The 20,463-nt window shown below is 72.3% G+C and carries 19 protein-coding genes and 1 pseudogene; 14 read left to right on the forward strand and 6 right to left on the reverse strand.

What is annotated here, in order from left to right:
* Positions 1 to 59: 59 nt before the first annotated feature.
* From ACQKQD_RS21740 to cysN, 3 genes are read left to right on the forward strand one after another with little or no spacing between them, the layout of a single operon-like run.
* The gene (locus tag ACQKQD_RS21740; protein ID WP_020093186.1) at positions 60 to 887 is read left to right on the forward strand and encodes a phosphoadenylyl-sulfate reductase; all 828 of its coding nucleotides are present in this window, start codon (positions 60 to 62) and stop codon (positions 885 to 887) included.
* Entirely contained in the window at positions 884 to 1,846 is a 963-nt protein-coding gene (gene cysD, locus ACQKQD_RS21745; RefSeq protein ID WP_091926378.1) for a sulfate adenylyltransferase subunit CysD, read from the forward strand. The genes ACQKQD_RS21740 and cysD overlap by 4 nt, the downstream gene beginning before the upstream one ends.
* Entirely contained in the window at positions 1,846 to 3,252 is a 1,407-nt protein-coding gene (cysN, locus tag ACQKQD_RS21750) for a sulfate adenylyltransferase subunit CysN (RefSeq protein WP_427509528.1), read from the forward strand. Before cysD ends, cysN begins: the two co-directional genes overlap by 1 nt.
* A gap of 168 nt (positions 3,253 to 3,420) precedes the next feature.
* Here cysN and ACQKQD_RS21755 read toward each other — a convergent pair whose 3' ends face one another.
* The 4 genes from ACQKQD_RS21755 to ACQKQD_RS21770 all read right to left on the reverse strand — a co-directional run bounded on the left by ACQKQD_RS21755 (position 3,421) and on the right by ACQKQD_RS21770 (position 6,252).
* Positions 3,421 to 4,449, reverse strand: coding sequence for a fumarylacetoacetate hydrolase family protein (locus tag ACQKQD_RS21755; protein ID WP_427509529.1), 1,029 nt, complete (start codon positions 4,447 to 4,449; stop codon positions 3,421 to 3,423).
* Positions 4,450 to 4,556: 107 nt separating this feature from the next.
* Positions 4,557 to 5,594, reverse strand: a complete 1,038-nt coding sequence (locus ACQKQD_RS21760) for an LLM class flavin-dependent oxidoreductase (RefSeq protein WP_427509530.1) — start codon at positions 5,592 to 5,594, stop codon at positions 4,557 to 4,559.
* Between the two features lie 45 nt (positions 5,595 to 5,639).
* A complete protein-coding gene (locus ACQKQD_RS21765; protein ID WP_026604932.1) occupies positions 5,640 to 5,981 on the reverse strand; it encodes a type II toxin-antitoxin system RelE/ParE family toxin in 342 nt (113 codons plus the stop codon).
* Entirely contained in the window at positions 5,974 to 6,252 is a 279-nt protein-coding gene (locus ACQKQD_RS21770) for a ribbon-helix-helix domain-containing protein (protein WP_326491885.1), read from the reverse strand. Before ACQKQD_RS21770 ends, ACQKQD_RS21765 begins: the two co-directional genes overlap by 8 nt.
* Before the next feature lie 166 nt (positions 6,253 to 6,418).
* Between ACQKQD_RS21770 and ACQKQD_RS21775 the strand changes: the two genes are divergently transcribed.
* The 4 genes from ACQKQD_RS21775 (at position 6,419) to ACQKQD_RS21790 (ending at position 10,368) form a co-directional block, all read left to right on the forward strand.
* Positions 6,419 to 7,621 (forward strand): pyridoxal phosphate-dependent aminotransferase, encoded by a 1,203-nt coding sequence (locus ACQKQD_RS21775; protein ID WP_020093181.1) that lies wholly within the window; start codon positions 6,419 to 6,421, stop codon positions 7,619 to 7,621.
* A 28-nt stretch (positions 7,622 to 7,649) separates the two neighbouring features.
* Complete coding sequence (locus ACQKQD_RS21780) at positions 7,650 to 8,492, forward strand: DUF1932 domain-containing protein (RefSeq protein ID WP_427509531.1); 843 nt, start codon at positions 7,650 to 7,652, stop codon at positions 8,490 to 8,492.
* Between the two features lie 427 nt (positions 8,493 to 8,919).
* Positions 8,920 to 9,300: a hypothetical protein gene (locus tag ACQKQD_RS21785; RefSeq protein ID WP_427509532.1), complete on the forward strand. Its 381-nt coding sequence runs from the start codon at positions 8,920 to 8,922 to the stop codon at positions 9,298 to 9,300.
* A 114-nt stretch (positions 9,301 to 9,414) separates the two neighbouring features.
* Positions 9,415 to 10,368: a DMT family transporter gene (locus tag ACQKQD_RS21790; RefSeq protein WP_056523381.1), complete on the forward strand. Its 954-nt coding sequence runs from the start codon at positions 9,415 to 9,417 to the stop codon at positions 10,366 to 10,368.
* A gap of 32 nt (positions 10,369 to 10,400) precedes the next feature.
* On the opposite strand, the gene ACQKQD_RS21795 is transcribed toward ACQKQD_RS21790, so the two are convergent.
* Positions 10,401 to 10,670, reverse strand: coding sequence for a hypothetical protein (locus ACQKQD_RS21795; protein ID WP_012318778.1), 270 nt, complete (start codon positions 10,668 to 10,670; stop codon positions 10,401 to 10,403).
* A gap of 336 nt (positions 10,671 to 11,006) precedes the next feature.
* Between ACQKQD_RS21795 and ileS the strand changes: the two genes are divergently transcribed.
* The 5 genes from ileS (at position 11,007) to ACQKQD_RS21820 (ending at position 18,372) form a co-directional block, all read left to right on the forward strand.
* Positions 11,007 to 13,973, forward strand: a complete 2,967-nt coding sequence (gene ileS / locus ACQKQD_RS21800) for an isoleucine--tRNA ligase (protein WP_427509533.1) — start codon at positions 11,007 to 11,009, stop codon at positions 13,971 to 13,973.
* 85 nt (positions 13,974 to 14,058) lie between these two features.
* Positions 14,059 to 14,574, forward strand: coding sequence for a signal peptidase II (gene lspA / locus ACQKQD_RS21805; RefSeq protein ID WP_427509534.1), 516 nt, complete (start codon positions 14,059 to 14,061; stop codon positions 14,572 to 14,574).
* 160 nt (positions 14,575 to 14,734) lie between these two features.
* Positions 14,735 to 15,400, forward strand: a complete 666-nt coding sequence (locus ACQKQD_RS21810) for a hypothetical protein (RefSeq protein WP_020093175.1) — start codon at positions 14,735 to 14,737, stop codon at positions 15,398 to 15,400.
* A gap of 159 nt (positions 15,401 to 15,559) precedes the next feature.
* On the forward strand, positions 15,560 to 16,969 hold the full coding sequence (locus ACQKQD_RS21815) for a M16 family metallopeptidase (protein ID WP_020093174.1): 1,410 nt from the start codon (positions 15,560 to 15,562) through the stop codon (positions 16,967 to 16,969).
* 107 nt (positions 16,970 to 17,076) lie between these two features.
* Complete coding sequence (locus tag ACQKQD_RS21820; RefSeq protein ID WP_427509535.1) at positions 17,077 to 18,372, forward strand: M16 family metallopeptidase; 1,296 nt, start codon at positions 17,077 to 17,079, stop codon at positions 18,370 to 18,372.
* A 260-nt stretch (positions 18,373 to 18,632) separates the two neighbouring features.
* Here the strand turns inward: ACQKQD_RS21820 and ACQKQD_RS21825 are convergent, their stop codons facing one another.
* Complete coding sequence (locus ACQKQD_RS21825) at positions 18,633 to 18,908, reverse strand: helix-turn-helix transcriptional regulator (protein WP_427509536.1); 276 nt, start codon at positions 18,906 to 18,908, stop codon at positions 18,633 to 18,635.
* Positions 18,909 to 18,980: 72 nt separating this feature from the next.
* Between ACQKQD_RS21825 and ACQKQD_RS21830 the strand changes: the two genes are divergently transcribed.
* Both ACQKQD_RS21830 and ACQKQD_RS21835 read left to right on the forward strand, forming a co-directional pair.
* On the forward strand, positions 18,981 to 19,931 hold the full coding sequence (locus ACQKQD_RS21830; protein ID WP_056523391.1) for a ring-cleaving dioxygenase: 951 nt from the start codon (positions 18,981 to 18,983) through the stop codon (positions 19,929 to 19,931).
* Positions 19,932 to 20,245: 314 nt separating this feature from the next.
* Positions 20,246 to 20,463 (forward strand): annotated as a pseudogene (locus tag ACQKQD_RS21835) (ferredoxin--NADP reductase); the annotation flags it as partial.

Below are 20,463 nucleotides of genomic sequence, written 5' to 3' on the forward strand. Positions count from 1 at the left end.
ACAACTGGCACGGCGCTGGCCGTGGCCTTTCCACCACGCGAACCCCGGGACATGGCGCGATGACCCGTCCGGACCGACAGGCGGCCGACTCCCTCGCGGAGCGGCTGTCCGGGCTCGACCTTCCAGGCCGCCTCCACCTGATCGCCGCCGAGATCCCCGGCCGCCTCGTCTTCACGACGAGCCTCGGCGTCGAGGACCAGGCGCTCACCCACGCGCTGGCCATGGCGGGCCTCGCGAAGGGTCGCGTCGAGATCGTCACCCTCGATACCGGCCGCCTCTTCGCCGAGACCTACGACACGTGGACCGAGACCGAGTCGGCCTACGGCATCCGAATCACCGCCTACGCCCCCGAACGCGCGGCCGCCGAGGATTTCGTGCGGAGCGAGGGCATTAACGGCTTCCGGCGCTCGGTGGCGGCCCGTCAGGCCTGCTGCGGCTTCCGCAAGGTCGAGCCGCTCGGCCGCGCGCTCGCCGGCGCGAGCGGCTGGCTCACCGGGCTGCGGGCCGGCCAGTCGGCCAACCGCGCCGAGACGCCGCTCGCCGCCTTCGACGCGGAGCGCGGCCTGATCAAGCTGAACCCGCTGGCCGACTGGTCGCGGGAGCAGGTCGACCGCTTCGTGCGCGACAATTTCGTGCCCTACAACGTCCTGCACGATCGCGGCTTCCCGTCGATCGGCTGCGCCCCCTGCACCCGCGCCGTGAAGCTCGGCGAGCCCGAGCGGGCCGGCCGGTGGTGGTGGGAGCAGGAAGACAAGAAGGAGTGCGGCCTGCACGTCGGACGCCCCGGTGCGGCCGTGCAGCCGGGCCAAGAGCCCGCGATCCTCGAGCCCGCCGCCTTCGAGACCACCCCGAATCAGACAGCCCGCCAGCCGGAGTTCGCCCGATGAGCGCCGCCCTCGCCGCCGCCGTGCAGCCGAGCGCCCCCACGCCCGCACCGACCGCCGCCGACCGCCTCAGCCATCTCAAGAGGCTGGAGGCCGAGAGCATCCACATCTTCCGGGAGACGGTCGCCGAGACCGAGAACCCGGTGATGCTCTACTCGATCGGCAAGGATTCCTCGGTGCTGCTGCACCTCGCCCTCAAGGCCTTCGCGCCCGGGCGGCTGCCGTTCCCGCTGCTCCACGTCGACACGACGTGGAAGTTCCGCGAGATGATCGCCTTCCGCGACGCCCGCGCCAAGGAACTCGGCCTCGACCTCCTGGTCCACACCAACCCGGACGGGCTCGCCCGCGGTGTCGGGCCGGTGAGCCACGGCTCCGAGGTCCACACCGACGTGATGAAGACGCAGGCCCTGCGGCAGGCGCTCGACAAGCACAAGTTCGACGCGGCCTTCGGCGGCGCCCGCCGCGACGAGGAGGCGAGCCGCGCCAAGGAGCGGATCATCTCCCTGCGCACCGCGCAGCACCGCTGGGACCCGAAGCGCCAGCGCGCCGAGCCCTGGCACCTCTACAATCTCAAGAAGAAGCGCGGCGAGTCCCTGCGGGTCTTCCCGCTGTCGAACTGGACCGAGCTCGACATCTGGCTCTACATCGAGCAGGAAAACATTCCGATCGTGCCGCTCTACTTCGCCAAGGAGCGGCCGGTGGTCGAGCGCGAGGGCCAGCTCATCATGGTCGACGACGAGCGGCTGCCGCTCGCGCCCGGCGAGACCCCGCAGCAGCGCCTCGTCCGCTTCCGCACCCTCGGCTGCTACCCGCTCACCGGCGCGGTGGAGAGCGACGCGGCCTCGCTGCCCGAGATCATCGGCGAGACGCTGGCGGCGCGCACCTCGGAGCGGCAGGGCCGGGTGATCGACAAGGACGGGGCCGGCGCCATGGAGCGCAAGAAGCAGGAGGGCTATTTCTGATGACGCTCCACCAGGCTCCCACGGCCTTCACCGACCGGGCCTCCGGCTACGCGGCGTTCCTCACCGCCCACCGCAACAAGGCGGTGCTGCGCTTCATCGCCTGCGGCTCGGTGGATGACGGCAAGTCGACCCTGATCGGGCGGCTCCTGCACGACACCAAGCAGATCTTCGACGACCAGATCTCGGCGCTCCAGCGCGACTCGCGCAAGCACGGGACGCAGGGGCAGGAGATGGACCTCGCGCTGCTCGTCGACGGCCTCCAGGCCGAGCGCGAGCAGGGCATCACCATCGACGTCGCCTACCGGTTCTTCTCCACCGACAAGCGCTCCTTCATCGTGGCCGACACCCCCGGCCACGAGCAGTACACCCGCAACATGGCCACCGGCGCCTCGACGGCCGACGTGGCGGTGATCCTGGTCGACGCCCGCCAGGGCCTGACCCGGCAGACGCGGCGCCACGCGCTGCTCGTGTCGAATCTCGGGATCCGCCGCGTCGTGCTGGCGGTGAACAAGATGGACCTCGCTGGCTGGGCGCAGGGCACCTTCGACGGCATCGTGTCGGGGTTCTCGGACTTCGCCCGCGGGCTGAATTTCTCCGAGGTCAAGGCGATCCCGCTCTCGGCCAAGAACGGCGACAACGTCGTGGACGCGGGCGTCGCGGCGCCCTGGTACACGGGCGGCACCCTGCTCCACTACCTCGAGACCGTGCCGGTCCGCGCGGAGGCGCTGAACGCGCCGTTCCGGATGGCGGTGCAGTGGGTCAACCGGCCCAATTCCGAGTTCCGCGGCTACAGCGGCCGGATCGCCAGCGGCCGGGTGCGGCCGGGCGATTCGGTGACGGTCCAGCCCTCCGGCCGGACCTCCACGGTGGCGCGGATCTACACCGCCGACGGCGACCTGCCCGAGGCCGGCGAGGACGAGTCGGTGACCCTGGTGCTGGCCGACCAGATCGACGCCTCCCGCGGGCAGGTGATCGTGGCCACCGACGCGCCGATGCGGGTCACCGAGACCCTCGACGCGCGCCTGTTCTGGGCGGCCGAGACCGATCTCAGCCCGGGCGCGAGCCTGCTCGCCAAGATCGGCACCGCCACGGTCACCGCGACCGTGGAGCGGATCGCCTCGCGGATCGATCCGGAGACCGGCCAGCCCGGCCCGGCCGAGCGCCTGTCGGCGAACGACATCGCCGACGTGAGCCTGCGCTTCGACCGGCCGGTGGCGGTGGACCCGTACGCGGAGAACCGCGAGACCGGCAGCCTGATCCTGATCGACCGCGAGACCACCGATACGGCAGCCCTCGGGCTCATCCTGGCGCCGAAGGCGGGGGCCGCGCAGGCGGCGACGCCCGGTGCGAAGCCCGCGGATGGGGGCGGCTTCCTCGCCCGTCTCGGTCGCCTGTTCGGGCGCTGAGGACGGTCCCAGCACCCGGGTCGTTCACGGGTGATGGCTGCGACAGTGCCGTCCTCGCGAGCGGAGCGAAGCGATCCGGCCGGCGCGACGACACCTGCCGTCGCGCTGCCCTGGGTCACGTCGCTGCGCTCGTGATGACGGTGCGGGTCGCACCGCTCGGACGACGGATCAGACCAGCCTGAAGCGCAGCTCACCGAGCCCTTCCAGCTCGGATACGACCTCGTCGCCGGGTTTCAGCCACGCGCGGTCCTTGCGCGGGATCTTCTCGCCGAAGATCACCCCCTGCGGGGTCCCGGTGTAGAAGATGTCCCCCGGCTTCAGGGTCATCACCTTCGACGCGAAGCTGATCAGCTGGCGGCAGTTGAAGATCATGTCGTCGGTGCTCCAGTCCTGGCGCACCCGGCCGTTGACCAGCGTCTTGAGCTTGAGGTTGTTCGGGTCCTTCACCCGGTCGGCGGTCACCAGGTAGGGGCCGAGCGGCGCGAACCCGTCCGAGGTCTTGCCGATCATGAACTGCGAGGTCAGCGTCTGGAGGTCCCGGGCGCTGAAATCGTTGCCCGTGCAGTAGCCGGCGAGATAATCGAGGGCGTCCGCCTCGGACACGTTCCGGCACTCGCGGCCGAACACCATCACCAGCTCGGTCTCGTAGTCGAATTCCCGCGCCGCCTGGGTCGGCAGCGCGATCGTGCCGCCGTGGTGGTTCAGGGCGTTGTTGTACTTGTTGAACAGCGGCGGGTCCTTGGGGATCGGCGTGCCGGTCTCCTCCGCGTGGTGGCGGTAGTTGAAGCCCATCATGATGATCTTCTCGGGCCGCGTGACCACCGGCGCGTAGGCGACGTCGGCTTCCGCCAGCACGAAGCGCCCGTCGGGCGCGGCCTCGACCGCGTCGATCAGGGCGCGCAGGGCCGGGCCGCGCCCGTTCTGGAGAAGGTCGTCCATGTCTGCGGGGACCGGCATCCCGAGCGCCCGGCCGGCGGCCTCGACGTCGAGAACGCCGTCCTTCGTCTTCACGCCCAGGGCGTAGCCGTCGCCGCGGCGCATGTTGAGGAGGACCATGTCGCGGGGCATGCCGAAGGGCGGCGCCGCCGCCGGCGTGGACTTCGGAGCCGCCGTGCGCTCCTCGGCGGCCCGGGCCGGCGCCGCGGCGGCGGCGAGGCCGGCGGCCGTGCCGGTCAGGAATTCGCGTCGGTTGCCCATGCTGCCTCTCCTCCGGTCGGCCCGTCTGGTCGCGGGCGTGAACCGGGGGGGAGCCTGCACGGCCGGCCCCGCCGCCGCCAGCGCCCGCGGCGGGGGCGAGTGACGGCTCAGGCCGCCTGTGAGGCGGCGCCGAGTCCCCAGGCCCGCGCCAGCAGCGCGTAGGAGTCGTGGCGCGCCGCCTGGTCGGGGATCGCCGAGACGATCATCAGCTCGTCGGCCTGCGTGCGCCGGACCATCTCGGCGAGCCGGGCCCGCAGGGTCTCGGGGCCGCCCACGTGCAGGCGGTCGCGGCCGCGCTCGATCTGCACCCGCTCGCCGTCGGAATACGGGTAGTCCAGCGCCTCGGCGAGGCTCGGCAGAGGCCGGTACTCGCCGCGCTCCCGCCGCAGCGTCGCGAGCCGCGCGCTGGAGGCGAGGCGCTCGGCCTCCGCGTCCGTGGCGGCGCAGATCGCCGCCACCGCCAGGATCGCGTGGGGCTTCGCGCCGAGCCGCGTCGGCCGGAACCGGGTCCGGTAGTCCAGCATCGGCGGCTCCGCGGGCATCCCGGAGAAGTGCTGCGCGAAGCCGAAGCCGCAGCCGATCTCGCCGGCGAGGCGGGCGCTGTAGTCGGAGGAGCCGAGCAGGAAGATCGGCGGCAGCGGCACCCCCGCGGGGCTCGCCTCGATCCGCGCGAACGGGTGCCCCTCCGGGAAGCCACCGTCCCAGAACAGCAGCTCCTGAAGGCGGTCGAGGAAGTCGTCCCCGCCCCCGTGGCCGCCGCCCTCCCCCGGCGCTTCCCGGCGGCGCAGCGCCCGCGCGGTGATTCCGTCCGTGCCGGGCGCGCGCCCGAGACCGAGGTCGATCCGGCCGGGGAACAGGGCCTCCAGCACCCGGAAGCGCTCGGCCACCATCAGCGGCGCGTGGTTCGGCAGCATGATGCCGCCCGAGCCGACCCGGAGGTTGCGGGTCGCGGCGGCGATCTGGCCGATCATGATCTCGGGCGCCGGGCTCGCCACGTTGGGGAGCGCGTGGTGCTCGGCGAGCCAGTAGCGCCGGTAGCCGAGGTTATCGACGTGGCGGGCGAGGGCCAGCGTGTCGTGCAGCGCCCGCGCCGGGGTCGAGTCAGCGCTGACGAAGGAGAGGTCGAGGACGGAGAGCGGGGTCATGCCGGAGAGATGGGGGTCTGGGCCGGCCGGTGCGAGGGCAGTTCGTCAGGACGGGGGCTCCTGAGCTTCTTCCGTGGTATCGCCTGGATAGACCGCCTCGAAATCGCGGCCGCCATAGAAGATATTGAGGATCCTCACGGATCCACGTTCCACGCGATAGGCGATCACAGCCGATCTCTCGAACGCCACCGTTCGCAAGCCTTCCAAGAGATCGTCACGGGGTCGGCCCGCATGCGGTGCGTGGCCGATTCGGTCGCACCGATCCTTGATCCGCTGCGTGAAGCGCTGCGCCGTCGCGACGTTCTGACTCCGCTGCAAGACCGTTCGGAAGATGCCGGCCAGATCGGCCTGCGCTTGAGGGCGAAACGCAACAGGCAGTCTACGCACGGCGGGTGTCGTGCCGCGCTTCAGCGAACATCCTGTCGAGATCCTCTTGAACCTCTTCGATGCTCAGATCCGGCCGCGGATCGTCCAGGGAACGCCGGATGCGGGCGCGGATGTCATCGAGACGCTCGGCATCCTCGCGTCGCTGGCGTTGCAGGGCGTGCACGGCCTCGTCGAGCAGCGCGTCCACCGAAGCGTACTCACCGGCCTCGACGCTCTCCCGCACGGCGCGGAGCGTGTCCGGTGCCAGGGTGATGCTGATCGTCTCGCCCATCGGCAGGGCCTCTCGTTCCGTCCCGATTCCGAGGATCATAGCAGAAACGTCGCTCCCGCGCGCCGCCGCGGCGTCTCACGCTTGCCGGCTCAGCGTCCCGGGCCTAGGGTCCGCCGCGCCGCGGGGAAGCGGCGCCTGATCGCAAAAATCCGGAGCACCGCACGCCATGGCTCTCCTCGCCGACGTCCTCTCGCGGGTGAAGCCGTCCGCGACCATCGTGATGACCCAGAAGGCCCGGGACCTGAAGGCCTCCGGCGTCGACGTCATCAGCCTGTCGGTGGGCGAGCCCGACTTCGACACGCCCGAGCACATCAAGCAGGCCGCCATCGCGGCGATCCACCGGAACGAGACCCGCTACCCGCCGGTCTCCGGGATCGTGCCCCTGCGCGAGGCGATCGTGCGCAAGTTCAAGCGCGAGAACGGGCTCGACTACAAGGTCTCGCAGACCATCGTGGGCACCGGCGGCAAGCAGGTGCTGTACAACGCGTTCCTCGCCACGCTGAACCCCGGCGACGAGGTGGTGATCCCCCGCCCCTACTGGGTGTCCTACCCGGAGATGGTCGGGCTGTGCGGCGGCACGCCGGTCTTCGCCGACACCGACATGGCCAACGGCTTCAAGCTCCAGGCCGAGGAGCTCGACCGGGTCCTGACCCCGAAGACCAAGTGGATCGTCCTCAACTCGCCGTCGAACCCGTCGGGCGCCGCCTATTCCCGCGCCGAGATGAAGGCGCTCACCGACGTGCTGCTCCGCTACCCGGACGTGCACATCCTCACCGACGACATCTACGAGCACCTCACCTACGGCGACTTCGCGTTCGTCACGCCGGCCCAGGTCGAGCCGCAGCTGATCGAGCGGACGCTGACGATGAACGGCGTCTCGAAGGGCTACGCCATGACCGGCTGGCGCATCGGCTACGCGGCCGGGCCGGAAGCGCTCATCAAGGCGATGGACTTCGTGCAGGGCCAGCAGACCTCCGGCGCCAGCACGATCGCGCAGTGGGCGGCGGTGGCCGCCCTCGACGGGCCGCAGGACCACCTCGCCACGTTCCGGGCCGCCTTCCAGGGCCGGCGCGACCTCGTCGTGTCGATGCTCAACCAGACCAACGGGCTGACCTGCCCGACGCCGGAGGGCGCGTTCTACGTCTACCCGTCCTGCGCGGCGCTGATCGGCAAGCGGACCGAGGCCGGCAAGACCATCGAGACCGACGAGGACTTCGTCATGGAGCTGCTCCAGGCCGAGGGCGTGGCGGCGGTCCACGGCTCGGCTTTCGGCCTCGGCCCGAACCTGCGCATCTCCTACGCGACGTCGAACGCGGTGCTGGAGGAGGCCTGCCGGCGCATCCAGCGCTTCTGCGGCTCGCTGCGGTAGCGGCCCCCGAGGCCCCGGAGGCGTCCCCGTGCCCACGATCGCGGTGATCGCCCCGGGCGCCATGGGCGGCGCCGTCGGGGCCCGGCTCGCCGGGCACGGCGCCCGGGTGCTGACCTCCCTGGACGGGCGCGGGGCGGCGAGCCGCGCCCGGGCCGCGGCCGCCGGCATGGCGCATGCCGGGGACGGCGACCTCGCCGCCGCCGATCTCCTGCTCTCCATCGTGCCGCCCGCCGACGCGGAGGCGCTGGCCCGCCGGCTCGCGCCCGCCCTGGCGGCGGCCCCGCGCAAGCCGGTCTACATCGACGCCAACGCCGTCAGCCCGGAGACGGTCGGGCGCGTCGCCGGGATCGTCGCGGCCACCGGCGCGCCGTTCCTCGACGGGGCGATCCTGGGCCTGCCGCCGAGGCCCGGCAGCGCAGGACCGCGCGTCTACGTCTCGGGTCCCGACACGGCCCCGGCCCTGGTCCTGCGCGACCTCGGCCTCGACCTGCGCGTCTGCCCCGGCGCGGTCGGCGCCGCCTCCAGCCTGAAGATGAGCTATGCCGGCCTCAACAAGGGCCTGACGGCGCTCGCCGCGCTCGTGATCGGCGCCGCCGAGCGCGCCGGCGCCGGGGAAGCGCTGCTGGCCGAGCTCGCCGAGAACGAGCCGGCGCTGCTGGCCCGGTTCGCCAGGGGGCTGCCCGACATGGTGCCGAAGGCCTATCGCTGGGCGCCCGAGATGGAGGAGATCGCCGGGTTCCTCGGGCCCGACGCGGCCGGGCGGCAGGTCTTCTCCGGCTACGCCGCGCTCTACCGGCGCCTCGCCGCGGAGGACGGCGCGGACGAGATCGCCGCGCTGATGCGCTTCGCCGCGGCCGCGGCGGAGCACTGATCGCCGCGGGGTCCCGGAAACGGCCCCGCCTCTGTTGCCGGCTCGGCTGTCACCCTCTACACGGGCTGTCCCCAGCGGCCGATGCGCCTGAAGGTTTCGCGAGCCCGCTCGGGCCTGCATGGCGGCGGGGTCGGCAGTGACGGGACGGTCCGGACCAGTTCTCTGGGCCGTTCCTGTGAGGCTCAGTGGGCCGAGTCGCTGCAGGAGTGTCGGGAGCGCGGGGAACAGGAACCGCGGGTCCGGCGCATGGCCCACATGATTTCCCACCCGATTCCGCCCGCGAGACGGGTCGCGGGCGCGGGCTCCTGACCCGTTCCGGGACAGGGGCGCACGGGGCCATTGCGGCTTCGTTCACGCTCCCGCGCGATGATGCGTCCGGGCCGGGGATCCGGTTCCGCGTAACCGCGTTCTCTCGGGCCTGACGACCATGCGAGCCCTGCTCACCAGCGGCATCAAGGCGATCCTCGGCATCGCCGCGCTCTCCACCGCCGCGCACTGGACCCTGCGGGTGCAGCGCGAGTCCGCCGCCCCCGCGGTCGCGACGGCGAGCCTCGCCGAGCCCACCGCGACCGGCTCCATCGAGCCGCGCCGGGTCGAACGGGCCGCCGCGCTGGCGCCCGCGCCGGTCGCCGCGGCGGCGCCTGTTCCCGCTGCGCCCGCGCGCGCCGCCGCGGGGCTCGACCAGTCGCACCTCGCCGCCCTGATCGCCGGCGCGACGCCGCCCAAGCCGAAGCTCGCCAAGGCCGCCACCAAGACGGCCTCCGCCGAGAAGGCCCCCGCCGCCGAGAAGGTCGCGGCGAGGCGCTGAGCCGCCGCCGGCGCGGGCGACCGTGCCGGCTGCATGGTTCCCCTGCGCGCCGGCCGATACCCGTGCGGCGCCGGGCGTGGCAGGGGTTTCAGCCTCTACCGAGATTGGTCAGGCATGAGCACGCAGGTCGCGACCTCCGTCCCCGACGACAGCGCCGCGCCGCGCGCCGCTCCGGAGGCCGACCTCGCCGGCCGCCGGCGGATCGTCGGCATCGCCCTGATGTGCGGGGCCGTCGCCTTCTTCGCGAGCCTCGACGCCTGCGGCAAGACCCTGGCCCGGGCCGGCGTCGATCCCCTGGTCACCACCTTCATGCGCTACGCGGCGAGCGTCGCCATGATCTCGCTGTTCATCAACCCGGTGCGCACGCCGGGCGTCGTGAAGAGCCGGCGCCTGCCGCTGCAGATCGCGCGCTCCCTGCTGCTCTTCGCCTCCACGGCGCTCAACTTCCTGGCCCTGCGCTACCTGCAGCTCGCCGAGACGATCTCGATCCAGTTCGCCGCGCCGCTCACCGTGGCGCTGCTCGCCGGGCCGCTGCTCGGCGAGTGGTCGTCGCGGGCGCGGCTGGCGGCGATCGGCGTCGGCTTCCTGGGCGTGCTGGTGATCGTGCGGCCGGGCGTCGGCGGCATGCATCCGGCCGCGCTGCTCTGCGTCGCCAACGTGGTGGTCTACGCCTTCTACGCGATCATCACGCGCAAGCTCGCGGCCTACGACTCGACCGCCACGACCATGTTCTACACGGGCCTCGCGGGACTCGCGCTCATGGCCCCGCTCCTGCCGTGGATCTGGACGAGCCCGGCGAGCCTGACCCACTGGGCGCTGCTGTTCGGGGTCGCGCTGTTCGGGACTCTGGGCCACTGGCTGCTGGTGATGGCCCATGCCCGGGCCCCGGCCAACGTGCTGGCGCCGTTCATCTACACGCAGCTGCTCTGGTCCGTGACCCTCGGCTTCCTGCTGTTCGGCGACGTCCCGAGCCGCTGGACCGTGGCGGGCGCCATGATCGTTGTCGGCTCCGGCCTGTACCTCCTGGCGCAGGAGACGATCCGCCGGGAGGCGCGGCCGGCCGCCTGAGGCGACCGGCCGGACCCTGTTACGGGACCCTGTCAGCGGCCGAGGCGCTCCTGGCGCTCCATCCGCTCCTCGCGGCGGTTCTCGCGCGCCCGGCGGGCCGGGTCCGGATCGGTGCCGAGCACGCCGCCGACGGTGCCGGTCGCCGCGCCGACCGCGCCGCCGACGACCCCGCCCACGGGGCCGGCCGCGGCCGTGCCGTCCTCGACGCCGCGCTGGGCGCCGCGCGCCGTGCCCTGGGCCTCCGCAGCGCCCGCGTAGGCCAGCGGCGCGAGGGCGAGGGTCGCGATCAGAAGCTTCTTCATGGGGCTACTCCCGGATGTCTGTCCGAATCGGCTCCGCGCCGCCGCGGCGGGCGGAGGGTGTGTCGGTCAACGGTTCAGACGCCGATTGGTCCCATCCGCGGTCACGGGCGCGTGATCCGCGCTGCCGCTGGCCTCCGGCCGGGGCGGCTGGTAGAGAACCCGTCATGCACGCTTCGCGCGCCCTGCGCGGCCCCGGCCGCCCGATCCGAATTACCGGCCCGGCCTCCGCCTGAGGGCCCGCTCCAGCGCGGCCGCGCGGAGGTCCGGGATCCTCCTGCCGCCCGACCCGATTCCGCCGGCCCGACGCTGCCGGCCCGACCGCCGATGCGAGATCCGATGACCGCCCCCGAGACCGCGCCCGCCCGCGACTATTCCAAGACCCTGTTCCTGCCGCAGACCGAGTTCCCGATGCGCGCCGGCCTGCCGGCGCGCGAGCCGCTCTTCATCGAGCGCTGGAAGCGGATGGACCTCTACGGCAAGCTGCGCGCCCGCGGCCAGGGCCAGCCGAAATTCGTGCTCCACGACGGCCCGCCCTACGCCAACGGCAACATCCACATCGGCACGGCGCTCAACAAGATCCTCAAGGACGTGGTGGTCCGCTCGCAGACCGCCCTCGGCTTCGACGCCAACTACGTCCCGGGCTGGGACTGCCACGGCCTGCCGATCGAGTGGAAGATCGAGGAGCAGTACCGCGCCAAGGGCCGAAACAAGGACGACGTACCGGTGATCGAGTTCCGGCAGGAATGCCGGACCTTCGCGGCCCAGTGGCTCGACGTGCAGCGCGAGGAGTTCAAGCGGCTCGGCGTCACCGGCGACTGGGACCATCCCTACGCCACCATGGCGTTCCCGGCCGAGGCCGTGATCGCCGACGAGCTGATGAAGTTCTCGATGAGCGGCCAGCTCTATCGCGGCTCCAAGCCGGTGATGTGGTCGGTGGTCGAGAAGACCGCGCTGGCCGAGGCGGAGGTCGAGTACGAGGAGCACGTCAGCGACACGATTTTTTGCGCGTTTCCGATCCGGTCCGGCGCCGAGGGCGATCTCGCGCAGGCGCGGGTGGTGATCTGGACGACCACTCCGTGGACGATCCCGGGCAACCGCGCCGTCGCGTTCTCCAAAAAAATTGCCTACGGCCTGTACCGGGTCACGGAGGCGCCGGCCGACAACTGGGCGGTGCCCGGCCAGACCTACCTGCTCGCCGACAGCCTCGCCGCCACGGTGTTCAAAGCCGCCCGGGTCGAGGCGTTCGCGCGCGTCGCCGACGTGAGCCCTTCGACGCTCGCCGGCCTGACCCTGGACCACCCGCTGGCCAAGCTCGGCTACGGCTTCGCCGTGCCGATGCTCGACGGCGACCACGTCACCGACGAGTCCGGCACGGGCTTCGTCCACACGGCGCCGAGCCACGGCCGCGAGGATTTCGAGCTCTGGATGGCGAGCGGCCGGCTGCTGCGCGAGCGCGGCATCGACGCGACCATCCCCTACACGGTCGACGCCGACAGCGTGCTCACGGAGGCCGCTCCGGGCTTCACCGGCACCCGCGTGCTCACCGCCAAGGGCGAGAAGGGCGACGCCAACAAGGCGGTCATCGCCGCGCTGACGGAGGCCGGGGCGCTGATCGCCCGCGGGGTGCTGCGCCACCAGTACCCGCATTCCTGGCGGTCCAAGAAGCCGGTGATCTTCCGCAACACGCCGCAATGGTTCATCGCCATGGACCGGCCGGTGGATTCGCTGGGCAACCGGTCGCTGCGCGAGGTGGCGCTCCAGGGCATCGACGACACCCAGTGGGTGCCGACGCAAGGAAAGAACCGCATCACCGGCATGGTCGCCAACCGGCCGGACTGGGTGGTCTCGCGCCAGCGCGCCTGGGGCGTGCCGATCACCGTCTTCGTCCACCGCGACACCGCCGAGATCCTGAAGGACGACGCCGTCAACGCCCGCATCCGCGATGCCTTCGCGGCCGAGGGCGCCGACGCGTGGTTCCGGGACGACGCCGCGCAGCGCTTCCTGGCGCCCGACCACGACCCGGCCGCCTACGAGAAGGTCACCGACGTCCTCGACGTCTGGTTCGATTCCGGCTCGACCCACGCCTTCGTGCTGGACGATCCGGAGGCCTTCCCGGGGCTTTCTGGGGTGAAGCGCGTCCGCGACGGCGGGCAGGACCGGGTCATGTACCTGGAGGGCTCCGACCAGCACCGCGGCTGGTTCCAGTCCTCGCTGCTCGAATCCGCCGGCACCCGCGGCCGGGCGCCCTACGACATCGTCCTGACCCACGGCTTCGTGCTCGACGGCAAGGGCCTGAAGATGTCGAAGTCGAAGGGCAACGTCGTCGCACCGCAGAGCGTCATCAAGGATTCGGGCGCCGACATCCTGCGCCTGTGGGTCGCCGCCTCCGACTACACGGATGACCTGCGCATCGGCCCGGAGATCATCAAGACCTTCGCGGAGACCTACCGGAAGCTGCGCAACTCCCTGCGCTGGATGCTGGGCTCGCTGGCCCACCGGGTCCAGGGCGACGACGTGGCCTACGCCGACATGCCGGAGCTGGAGCGGCTGATCCTGCACCGGCTCGCCGAGCTCGACGGCGAGATCCGCGAGGCCTACGCGGCGTTCGACACCAAGCGGGTGGTGGCGCTGCTCAACGGCTTCATGACCGGCGACCTGTCGTCCTTCTACTTCGACGTGCGCAAGGACGCCCTGTACTGCGATCCCGTGTCCTCGGTCCGCCGGCGGGCGGCGCTGCAGGTGATCGACGAGGCCTTCCGCCGGGTGACGATCTGGCTCGCCCCGGTGCTCGCCTTCACCGCCGAGGAGGCGTGGCTCGACCGCTACCCGTCCGAGGACGGCTCGGTGCATCTCCAGACCCTGCCGGAGACCCCGTCCGCATGGCTCGACCCTACCCTCGCGGAGCGCTGGCAAAAGATCCGGCGGGTCCGGCGGGTGGTCACCGGTGCCCTGGAGATCGAGCGCGCGGCCAAGCGCATCGGCGCGAGCCTGGAGGCGGCGCCGACGGTCTACGTGGCCGATCCGGACCTGCTCGCGGCGCTCGAGGGCTGCGACTTCGCCGATACCTGCATCACCTCGGCCATCGCCGTGGTGGCGGGCGAGGGCCCGGCCGAGGCCTTCCGCCTCGACGAGGTGCGCGGCGTGGCGGTGGTGCCGAGCCCGGCCGAGGGCCGCAAATGTGCCCGCTCCTGGCGGGTCAGCCCGGAGGTGGGCAGCGACCCGGACTACCCGGACGTGACGCCCCGCGACGCCCAGGCCCTGCGCGAGTGGGACGCGGCGCATCCGGAGGCGAGCGCGGCGTGAGGGCGTTCCGCGTCGTCGGCGGCGCCACCCCCTCTCCCCGCCCGCCGGGAGCAGGGGGCGCCGGCCCGGGCCAGGCGCGCCGCCCATGACGCCGTTCCGCGCCGGTCTCCTGGCCCTCGTCCTCACCCTGGTCCTCGATCAGGCCAGCAAGCTCGGCCTCTATTTCGGCACCGACCTCGTGCTGACGCAGCCCTGGCGGCTGGCGCCCTTCACCGACTTCGTGGTGGTCTGGAACCGGGGGGTCTCCTACGGGCTGTTCCAGCAGGAGGGCGGTATCGGCCGCTGGCTCCTCGTGGCCCTGTCGCTGGCCGCCGCCCTCGGCCTCGGGATCTGGATGCGGCGGGCCTCGTCGCGCCTTCTCGGCGTCGCCCTCGGGTTGATCGTCGGGGGCGCGCTCGGCAACGCCATCGACCGGGCCGCCTACGGCGCCGTCTTCGATTTCGTCCACCTGCATGCCGGCGGCTGGTCCTGGTACGTGTTCAACGTCGCCGACGCGGCGATCGTGGCCGGCGTGATCGGCCTGATCCTCGACAGCCTGTCCCCGGACGGCCGCAGGGGCCGGGCGTCCCCGCCGCAGGGCGACCCGGCGCCGCGCCTGTGATCCCTGCAACACACAGGTCCTCCCGCGTCCCCCTCCTGGCGCGACGCAGTCAAGGCGCCATACGATCGCCGGAAACCGGTCTCAGGCCGGGACCTGTCGGATCGGGCCGCGCCGCGGCCTTCCCAGAGCCGGACGCTCCGTCCGGAACCCGTGAGGCAGCATGACCGGGCATCGCAGGCTTCGTCCCCTCCTCTCCGCCGCGGTGGCCCTGGCTCCGCTCTGCGTCGTCGGTGCCGCGCACGCGCAGGAGCGCGGCGAGTTCATGCGCGACGCCCTGTCGGGCATCGGCCTCCTGGAGAAGCGCCAGGATCCGATCGACTATCACGAGCGGCCGCCGCTGGTGATGCCGCCCAAGATCGACGGCAAGGCCCTGCCGCAGCCGCGGGCGCGCTCCACCAGCACCGCCTGGCCGAAGGATCCCGAGATCGTGGAGCGCGAGCGCGCCGCCGTGGAGCGGCGCAATCCCAAGGGCTCCCAGGCCCAGGGCCGCTACGACGACAACAACGCGACGCTCTCCGTGGAGGAGATGCGCGGCGGCCGCCGTGCCGGCGCGGGCCTGACGACCACCGCCGAGCGCAAGCCCGGCGACAACAACCGCGACGACAGCCTGCTCAGCCCCTTCGAGCTGCTCAAGGGCAAGAGCGCCAACGCCGAGCCCTCCGACATCGAGCCGAGCCGCGACACGCTCACGGACCCGCCGACCGGGTACCGGCAGTCGCCCAAGCAGCTGGCCCGGCCGCCGTCGAGCGACCCGATCAACAACGCCAGCCGCGAGCGCGAGGAGTCGGATCCCCGCGCGTATCTCCGTCAGCGCGCGCAGCAGTGACGGGGGCGCCGTGTCGCCGTTGCAACGGCGCCGCGGCGTGGCAACATGAGATGATCGTCCCGGTGCGGTTCTTGCGCCCCGGTGACCAGGACGGCCCCGATCCGCGCGCGCATCCCGACGCGGGACGCTTCGATCCGGGGCCGGCAGAAGGAAAGCGGAATGCACCTGTTCAGGAAGGCGACGCCCACCCTCTTCCCGCTGCGTCCGGGCTCGCCCTACGGCGGCAGCGCCGGCCGGGGCGAGGCCGCGCCGTTCGGGCGTTCCGAGGCGGGCGGACCGGAAGTGACGGCCTTCACCCTCGACAACGGCCTCGACGTGGTGGTCGTCCCCGACCACCGGGCCCCCGTCGCCACCCACATGATCTGGTACCGCAACGGTTCGGCCGATGATCCGCTCGGCCAGTCGGGCATCGCCCACTTCCTCGAGCACCTGATGTTCAAGGGCACCGAGAAGCACCCGGTCGGGGCCTTCTCCAAGGCGGTGTCGGGCCTGGGCGGCCAGGAGAACGCCTTCACCAGCTACGACTACACCGCCTACTTCCAGCGGGTCGCCCGGGATCACCTCGGCACCATGATGGAATTCGAGGCGGACCGCATGAGCGGCCTCGTCCTCGACGACGCCGTCGTCGCCCCCGAGCGCGACGTCGTGCTGGAGGAGCGGCGCATGCGGGTCGAGACCGACCCCTCCGCCCAGCTCTCCGAGGCGATGGCGGCCGGCCTGTTCGTGCACCATCCCTACGGCATCCCGATCATCGGCTGGATGCACGAGATCGAGGGCCTGAACCGCGAGCACGCGCTGGCCTACTACAAGCGCTTCTACACCCCCGAGAACGCCATCCTGGTGGTGGCCGGCGACGTCACGCCCGACGAGGTCCGGCGCCTCGCCGAGACCACCTACGGCCGCGTGACGCCCCAGGGCGCCCGGCCCGAGCGCCTGCGGGCGCGGGAGCCGGAGCCGAAGGCCCTGCGCCGCGTCGCCGTCGCCGACCCGAAGGTCGAGCAGCCGACCCTGCAGCGCCTCTACCTGACCCCCTCCTGCATCACCGCCCGGGACGGCGGCTGCCACGATCTCGAGCTGCTGGCCGAGGTGCTGGGCGGCGGCTCGACCTCGTACCTCTACCGCAAACTGGTCATGGAGACTGGCCTCGCGGTGAATGCCGGCGCCTGGTACATGGGCTCGGCGATCGACGACACCCGCTTCTCCGTCTACGCGGTGCCCGCCGAGGGCGTGCCGCTGGAGAAGCTGGAGGAGGCCGTCGACAGGGTGCTGCGCCGCGCCCCCGCGGAGGCCCTGGACGCCGAGGCGATCGAGCGCGCCAAGACCCGCCTCGTGGCCGAGACCGTCTACTCCTCCGACAGCCAGTCGTCGCTGGCCCGCATCTACGGCTCGGCGCTGGCGATCGGCGAGACCATCGAGGAGGTCCGCCGCTGGCCGACCGACATCGAGGGCGTGACGCAGGCGCGTCTCAAGGGCGCCGCCGAGCGCTGGCTGACGCCGGCCCGCTCGGTCACCGGCTACCTGACCAAGGCGCAGGATCCCGACGCCCCGGTCGCGATGGCCGCCGAGTAACCCCGGGTGCGTCCCGCCGGGCCCGTGACGGGTCCGGGCGGGGCGTTCTGCCGAACGGGAGCCCTGGCCCGCTCCGCCGTCGCCCGAGATAGAGACACGAGGTTCCCATGAGCTTGGCCGAGACTCTGGTCGAGACCACCACCCAAACCGTCAGCTCGCCCACCACGGCGCTGCCGGTGACGACCGCCCCCGGCATTGAGGCGTGGCACGTCGAGTCGCCGGTGGTGCCGATGATCGCCCTGGCCTTCACCTTCGAGGGCGGCGCCGCCCAGGATCCGGCCGGCAAGGCCGGCTGCGCGCAGATGCTGGCGCGGCTCCTCGACGAGGGCGCCGGCGACCTGACCTCCGACCTGTTCCAGGAGCGGCTCGCCGCCCGGGCAATCGAGCTGTCGTTCCACGCGGGGGCCGACGCGGTCGGCGGCTCGCTGAAGATGCTGGTCAAGCACGCCGACGAGGGCATCGCGCTCCTCGCCCTGGCGCTGGCCAAGCCCCGCCTCGACCCCGACGCGATCGAGCGCGTCCGCGCCCAGATCATCGCCGGCCTGCGCTACCAGCAGAACGATCCGGGCGTGCTGGCCTCGCGCCGCTTCTTCAAGGAGGCGTTCGCCGGCCATCCCTACGCCCGCCCGTCCTCCGGCACCGTGGAGAGCGTGACGGCGATCACCCGGGACGACCTGCTGGCGATGCACGCCCGCATCATCGGCCGCGGCCGGGTGAAGGTGGCGGCCGTCGGCGCCATCGGCGCCGAGCAGCTCGCCGAGGGCCTGAACCGCGCCTTCGGAACCCTGCCGGAGGCCGGGGCGCTGAAGGCGGTGCCGCGCACCGAGGTGCACGATCTCGGCAAGCGCGTCGTCGTCGACCTCGACGTGCCCCAGTCGGTGATCCGGTTCGGCATGGCCGGCGTGCCGTGGCGCGACCCGGACTTCATCCCGGCCTACGTGCTGAACCACATCCTCGGCGGCGGCGCCTTCACGTCCCGCCTGTTCCAGGAGGTGCGCGAGAAGCGCGGCCTCGCCTACTCGGTCGGGACCTCGCTCGTCAGCCACCGCTCGGCCGCGATGACCTGGGGTTACACCGCCACCAAGAACGAGCGCGTCGGCGAGGCCCTGTCGGTGATCGGCGACGAGATCGGCCGGCTGATCACGGACGGCCCGGACGACGAGGAGCTGCAGAAGGCCAAGGATTACCTGACCGGCTCCTACGCCCTCGGCTTCGACACCTCGACCAAGATCGCCCACCAGCTGGTGCAGATCGCCTTCGAGGAGCTGGGCATGGACTACATCGCCCGCCGCAACGCCATGGTCTCGGCCGTCACCCAGGCGGATATCCGCCGGGCCGCCGCCCGCACCTTCGCGGACGGCAAGATGCTGGTGGTCGCCGCCGGCCGGCCGGTCGGGCTCTGAGGGCGCCCGCGCCCTGTCGCCTGAGATGCGGGTGATCGAACTTGTGCCGGACGACGTGGCCGATCTGATCGAGGCGCGCGGAGATCTTGCGACGGGGGCCGAGGTCGAGGCCGTCCTGTCGAAGTAGCGGCTCTGACACCGTTTTCCGGCGCGGCCGTCTTTGCGAGCGAAGCGAAGCAATCCAGTCGGTGCGACGCTTCCGGTGGGCGCGCTGATCCGGGGTCACTTCGCTGCGCTCGTGATGACGCCGCGGGCGGGCCTCAACCGATGGCCGTGCTCAGGGTCTCCAGCTCGGACCGGTGTTGCAGTCCGAGCCAGAACTCCGCGCTCGTTCCGAGATGGCGGCCGAGGCGCAGGGCCGTACCGGTGGATATCCCGATCTGCCCGGCGGCGACCCGCTCGAGAGGGTGCCCGGAACGTGGCGCGCGGGCGCAATCCGCGATCGATGCGGCAGACGATCCCGAGAGAATCGGAAGATCGTCCCGCAGGGCCGCGCCGGGATGCAGCGGCGGCAGAATGGCGTCGGCTCCGTCCATCGGGACCCTGCCCTCGCAACGCCACCCCCGATCCCCACCTTAGCCAGATCGGCCGCAGCCCCCAGGACCGACATGCAGCTCACCGGCATCCACCACCTCACCGCGGTGACCGCGCGCGCGGCGGAGAACGTCGCCTTCTACACGGGCACGCTCGGCCTGCGGCTCGTGAAGAAGACGGTGAACCAGGACGACGTCTCGGCCTACCACCTATTCTACGCCGACGGGCTGGCGAGCCCCGGCACCGACATCACCTTCTTCGACTGGCCGGCGCCCCGGGAGCGGCGGGGCTCCGGCAGCATCACCCGCACGCATCTGCGCGTCCCGGGCGAGGGCGCGGTCGCGTGGTGGCACGCGCGCCTGCGCGAGGCCGGGATCGTCGAGGCCGAGCCCGCCGCGCGCGACGGGCGCCTCACCCTCGATTTCGAGGATCCGGAGGGCCAGCGCCTCGCCCTGGTGGACGATGGCGGGACCGGGCCGGAGCATCCCTGGGACGGCTCGCCCGTGCCGGCCGCCTACCAGATCCGCGGCCTCGGCCCGATCCGGCTGTCGGTGCCGGACCCGGCCCGCACCGCCGCCGTGCTGACCGAGGTGCTCGGCCTGCGCCGGGACCGCGCCTTCGAGACGGGCGACGGCCCGGTGGAGGTCTACGCGATGGGACCCGGCGGCCCGGCCGCCGAGCTCCAGCTCCTGGCCGACCGGTCCGCGCCGGCCCGCCAGGGCGCCGGCGCGGTCCACCACGTCGCCTTCCGCATCCCGGACGGGGATTACGAGGCCTGGGCCGACAGGCTCCGGGCGGCGCGGGTGCCGAGCAGCGGGCCTGTGGACCGCTACTACTTCCGCAGCCTCTATTTCCGCGAGCCCAACGGCATCCTGTTCGAGATCGCCACCGACGGGCCGGGTTTCACCGCGGACGAGCCCCTGGAGACCCTGGGCGAGCGCCTGGCCCTGCCGCCGTTCCTGGAGCCGCGCCGGGCCGAGATCGAGGCCGGGCTCGCGCCGCTCCGGCCCGCCGCCCCCGTCTGAGGGCGGCGCGGAGCCGGCTCTGCGGCAACCCTCCCATGTCCGGAACGGCGCTGCGGAGCGTCCGCGAAGACGCTAAATCTTCGAACGATTCCAGGCCGTTCACTTCTTTCGCCAGTGTGATCCCGGCACGCCTTGACGGACGTGCTGCAACTGCGAAAGAAGCGGCGCGCGTGTGTTTGCAACCGGATCCGGGCGGGTTCCCTGCCGAGGATCCACCCCCGCCCGAGCGGGGCGGCGGGGATCCCCCGCACCACGGGCCCCGAATCGTCGGGGCCGTGTGCCGAGCGTCAGAGGATTCGAGGACTGATCCGTCGATGAGCAAGTTCTACGAGGAGCGCGTTCTGTCGGTCCACCACTGGACCGACAACCTGTTCTCGTTCCGCACGACGCGGGATCCGGCGTTCCGGTTCCGCAACGGCGAGTTCACCATGATCGGCCTGGAGGTCGAGGGCCGGCCGCTGCTGCGCGCCTACTCGGTGGTCTCGGCCAACTACGAGGAGGAGCTGGAGTTCTTCTCGATCAAGGTCCAGGA

Source organism: Methylobacterium sp. NPDC080182, from assembly GCF_050281105.1.
Classification (GTDB): Bacteria; Pseudomonadota; Alphaproteobacteria; order Rhizobiales; family Beijerinckiaceae; genus Methylobacterium.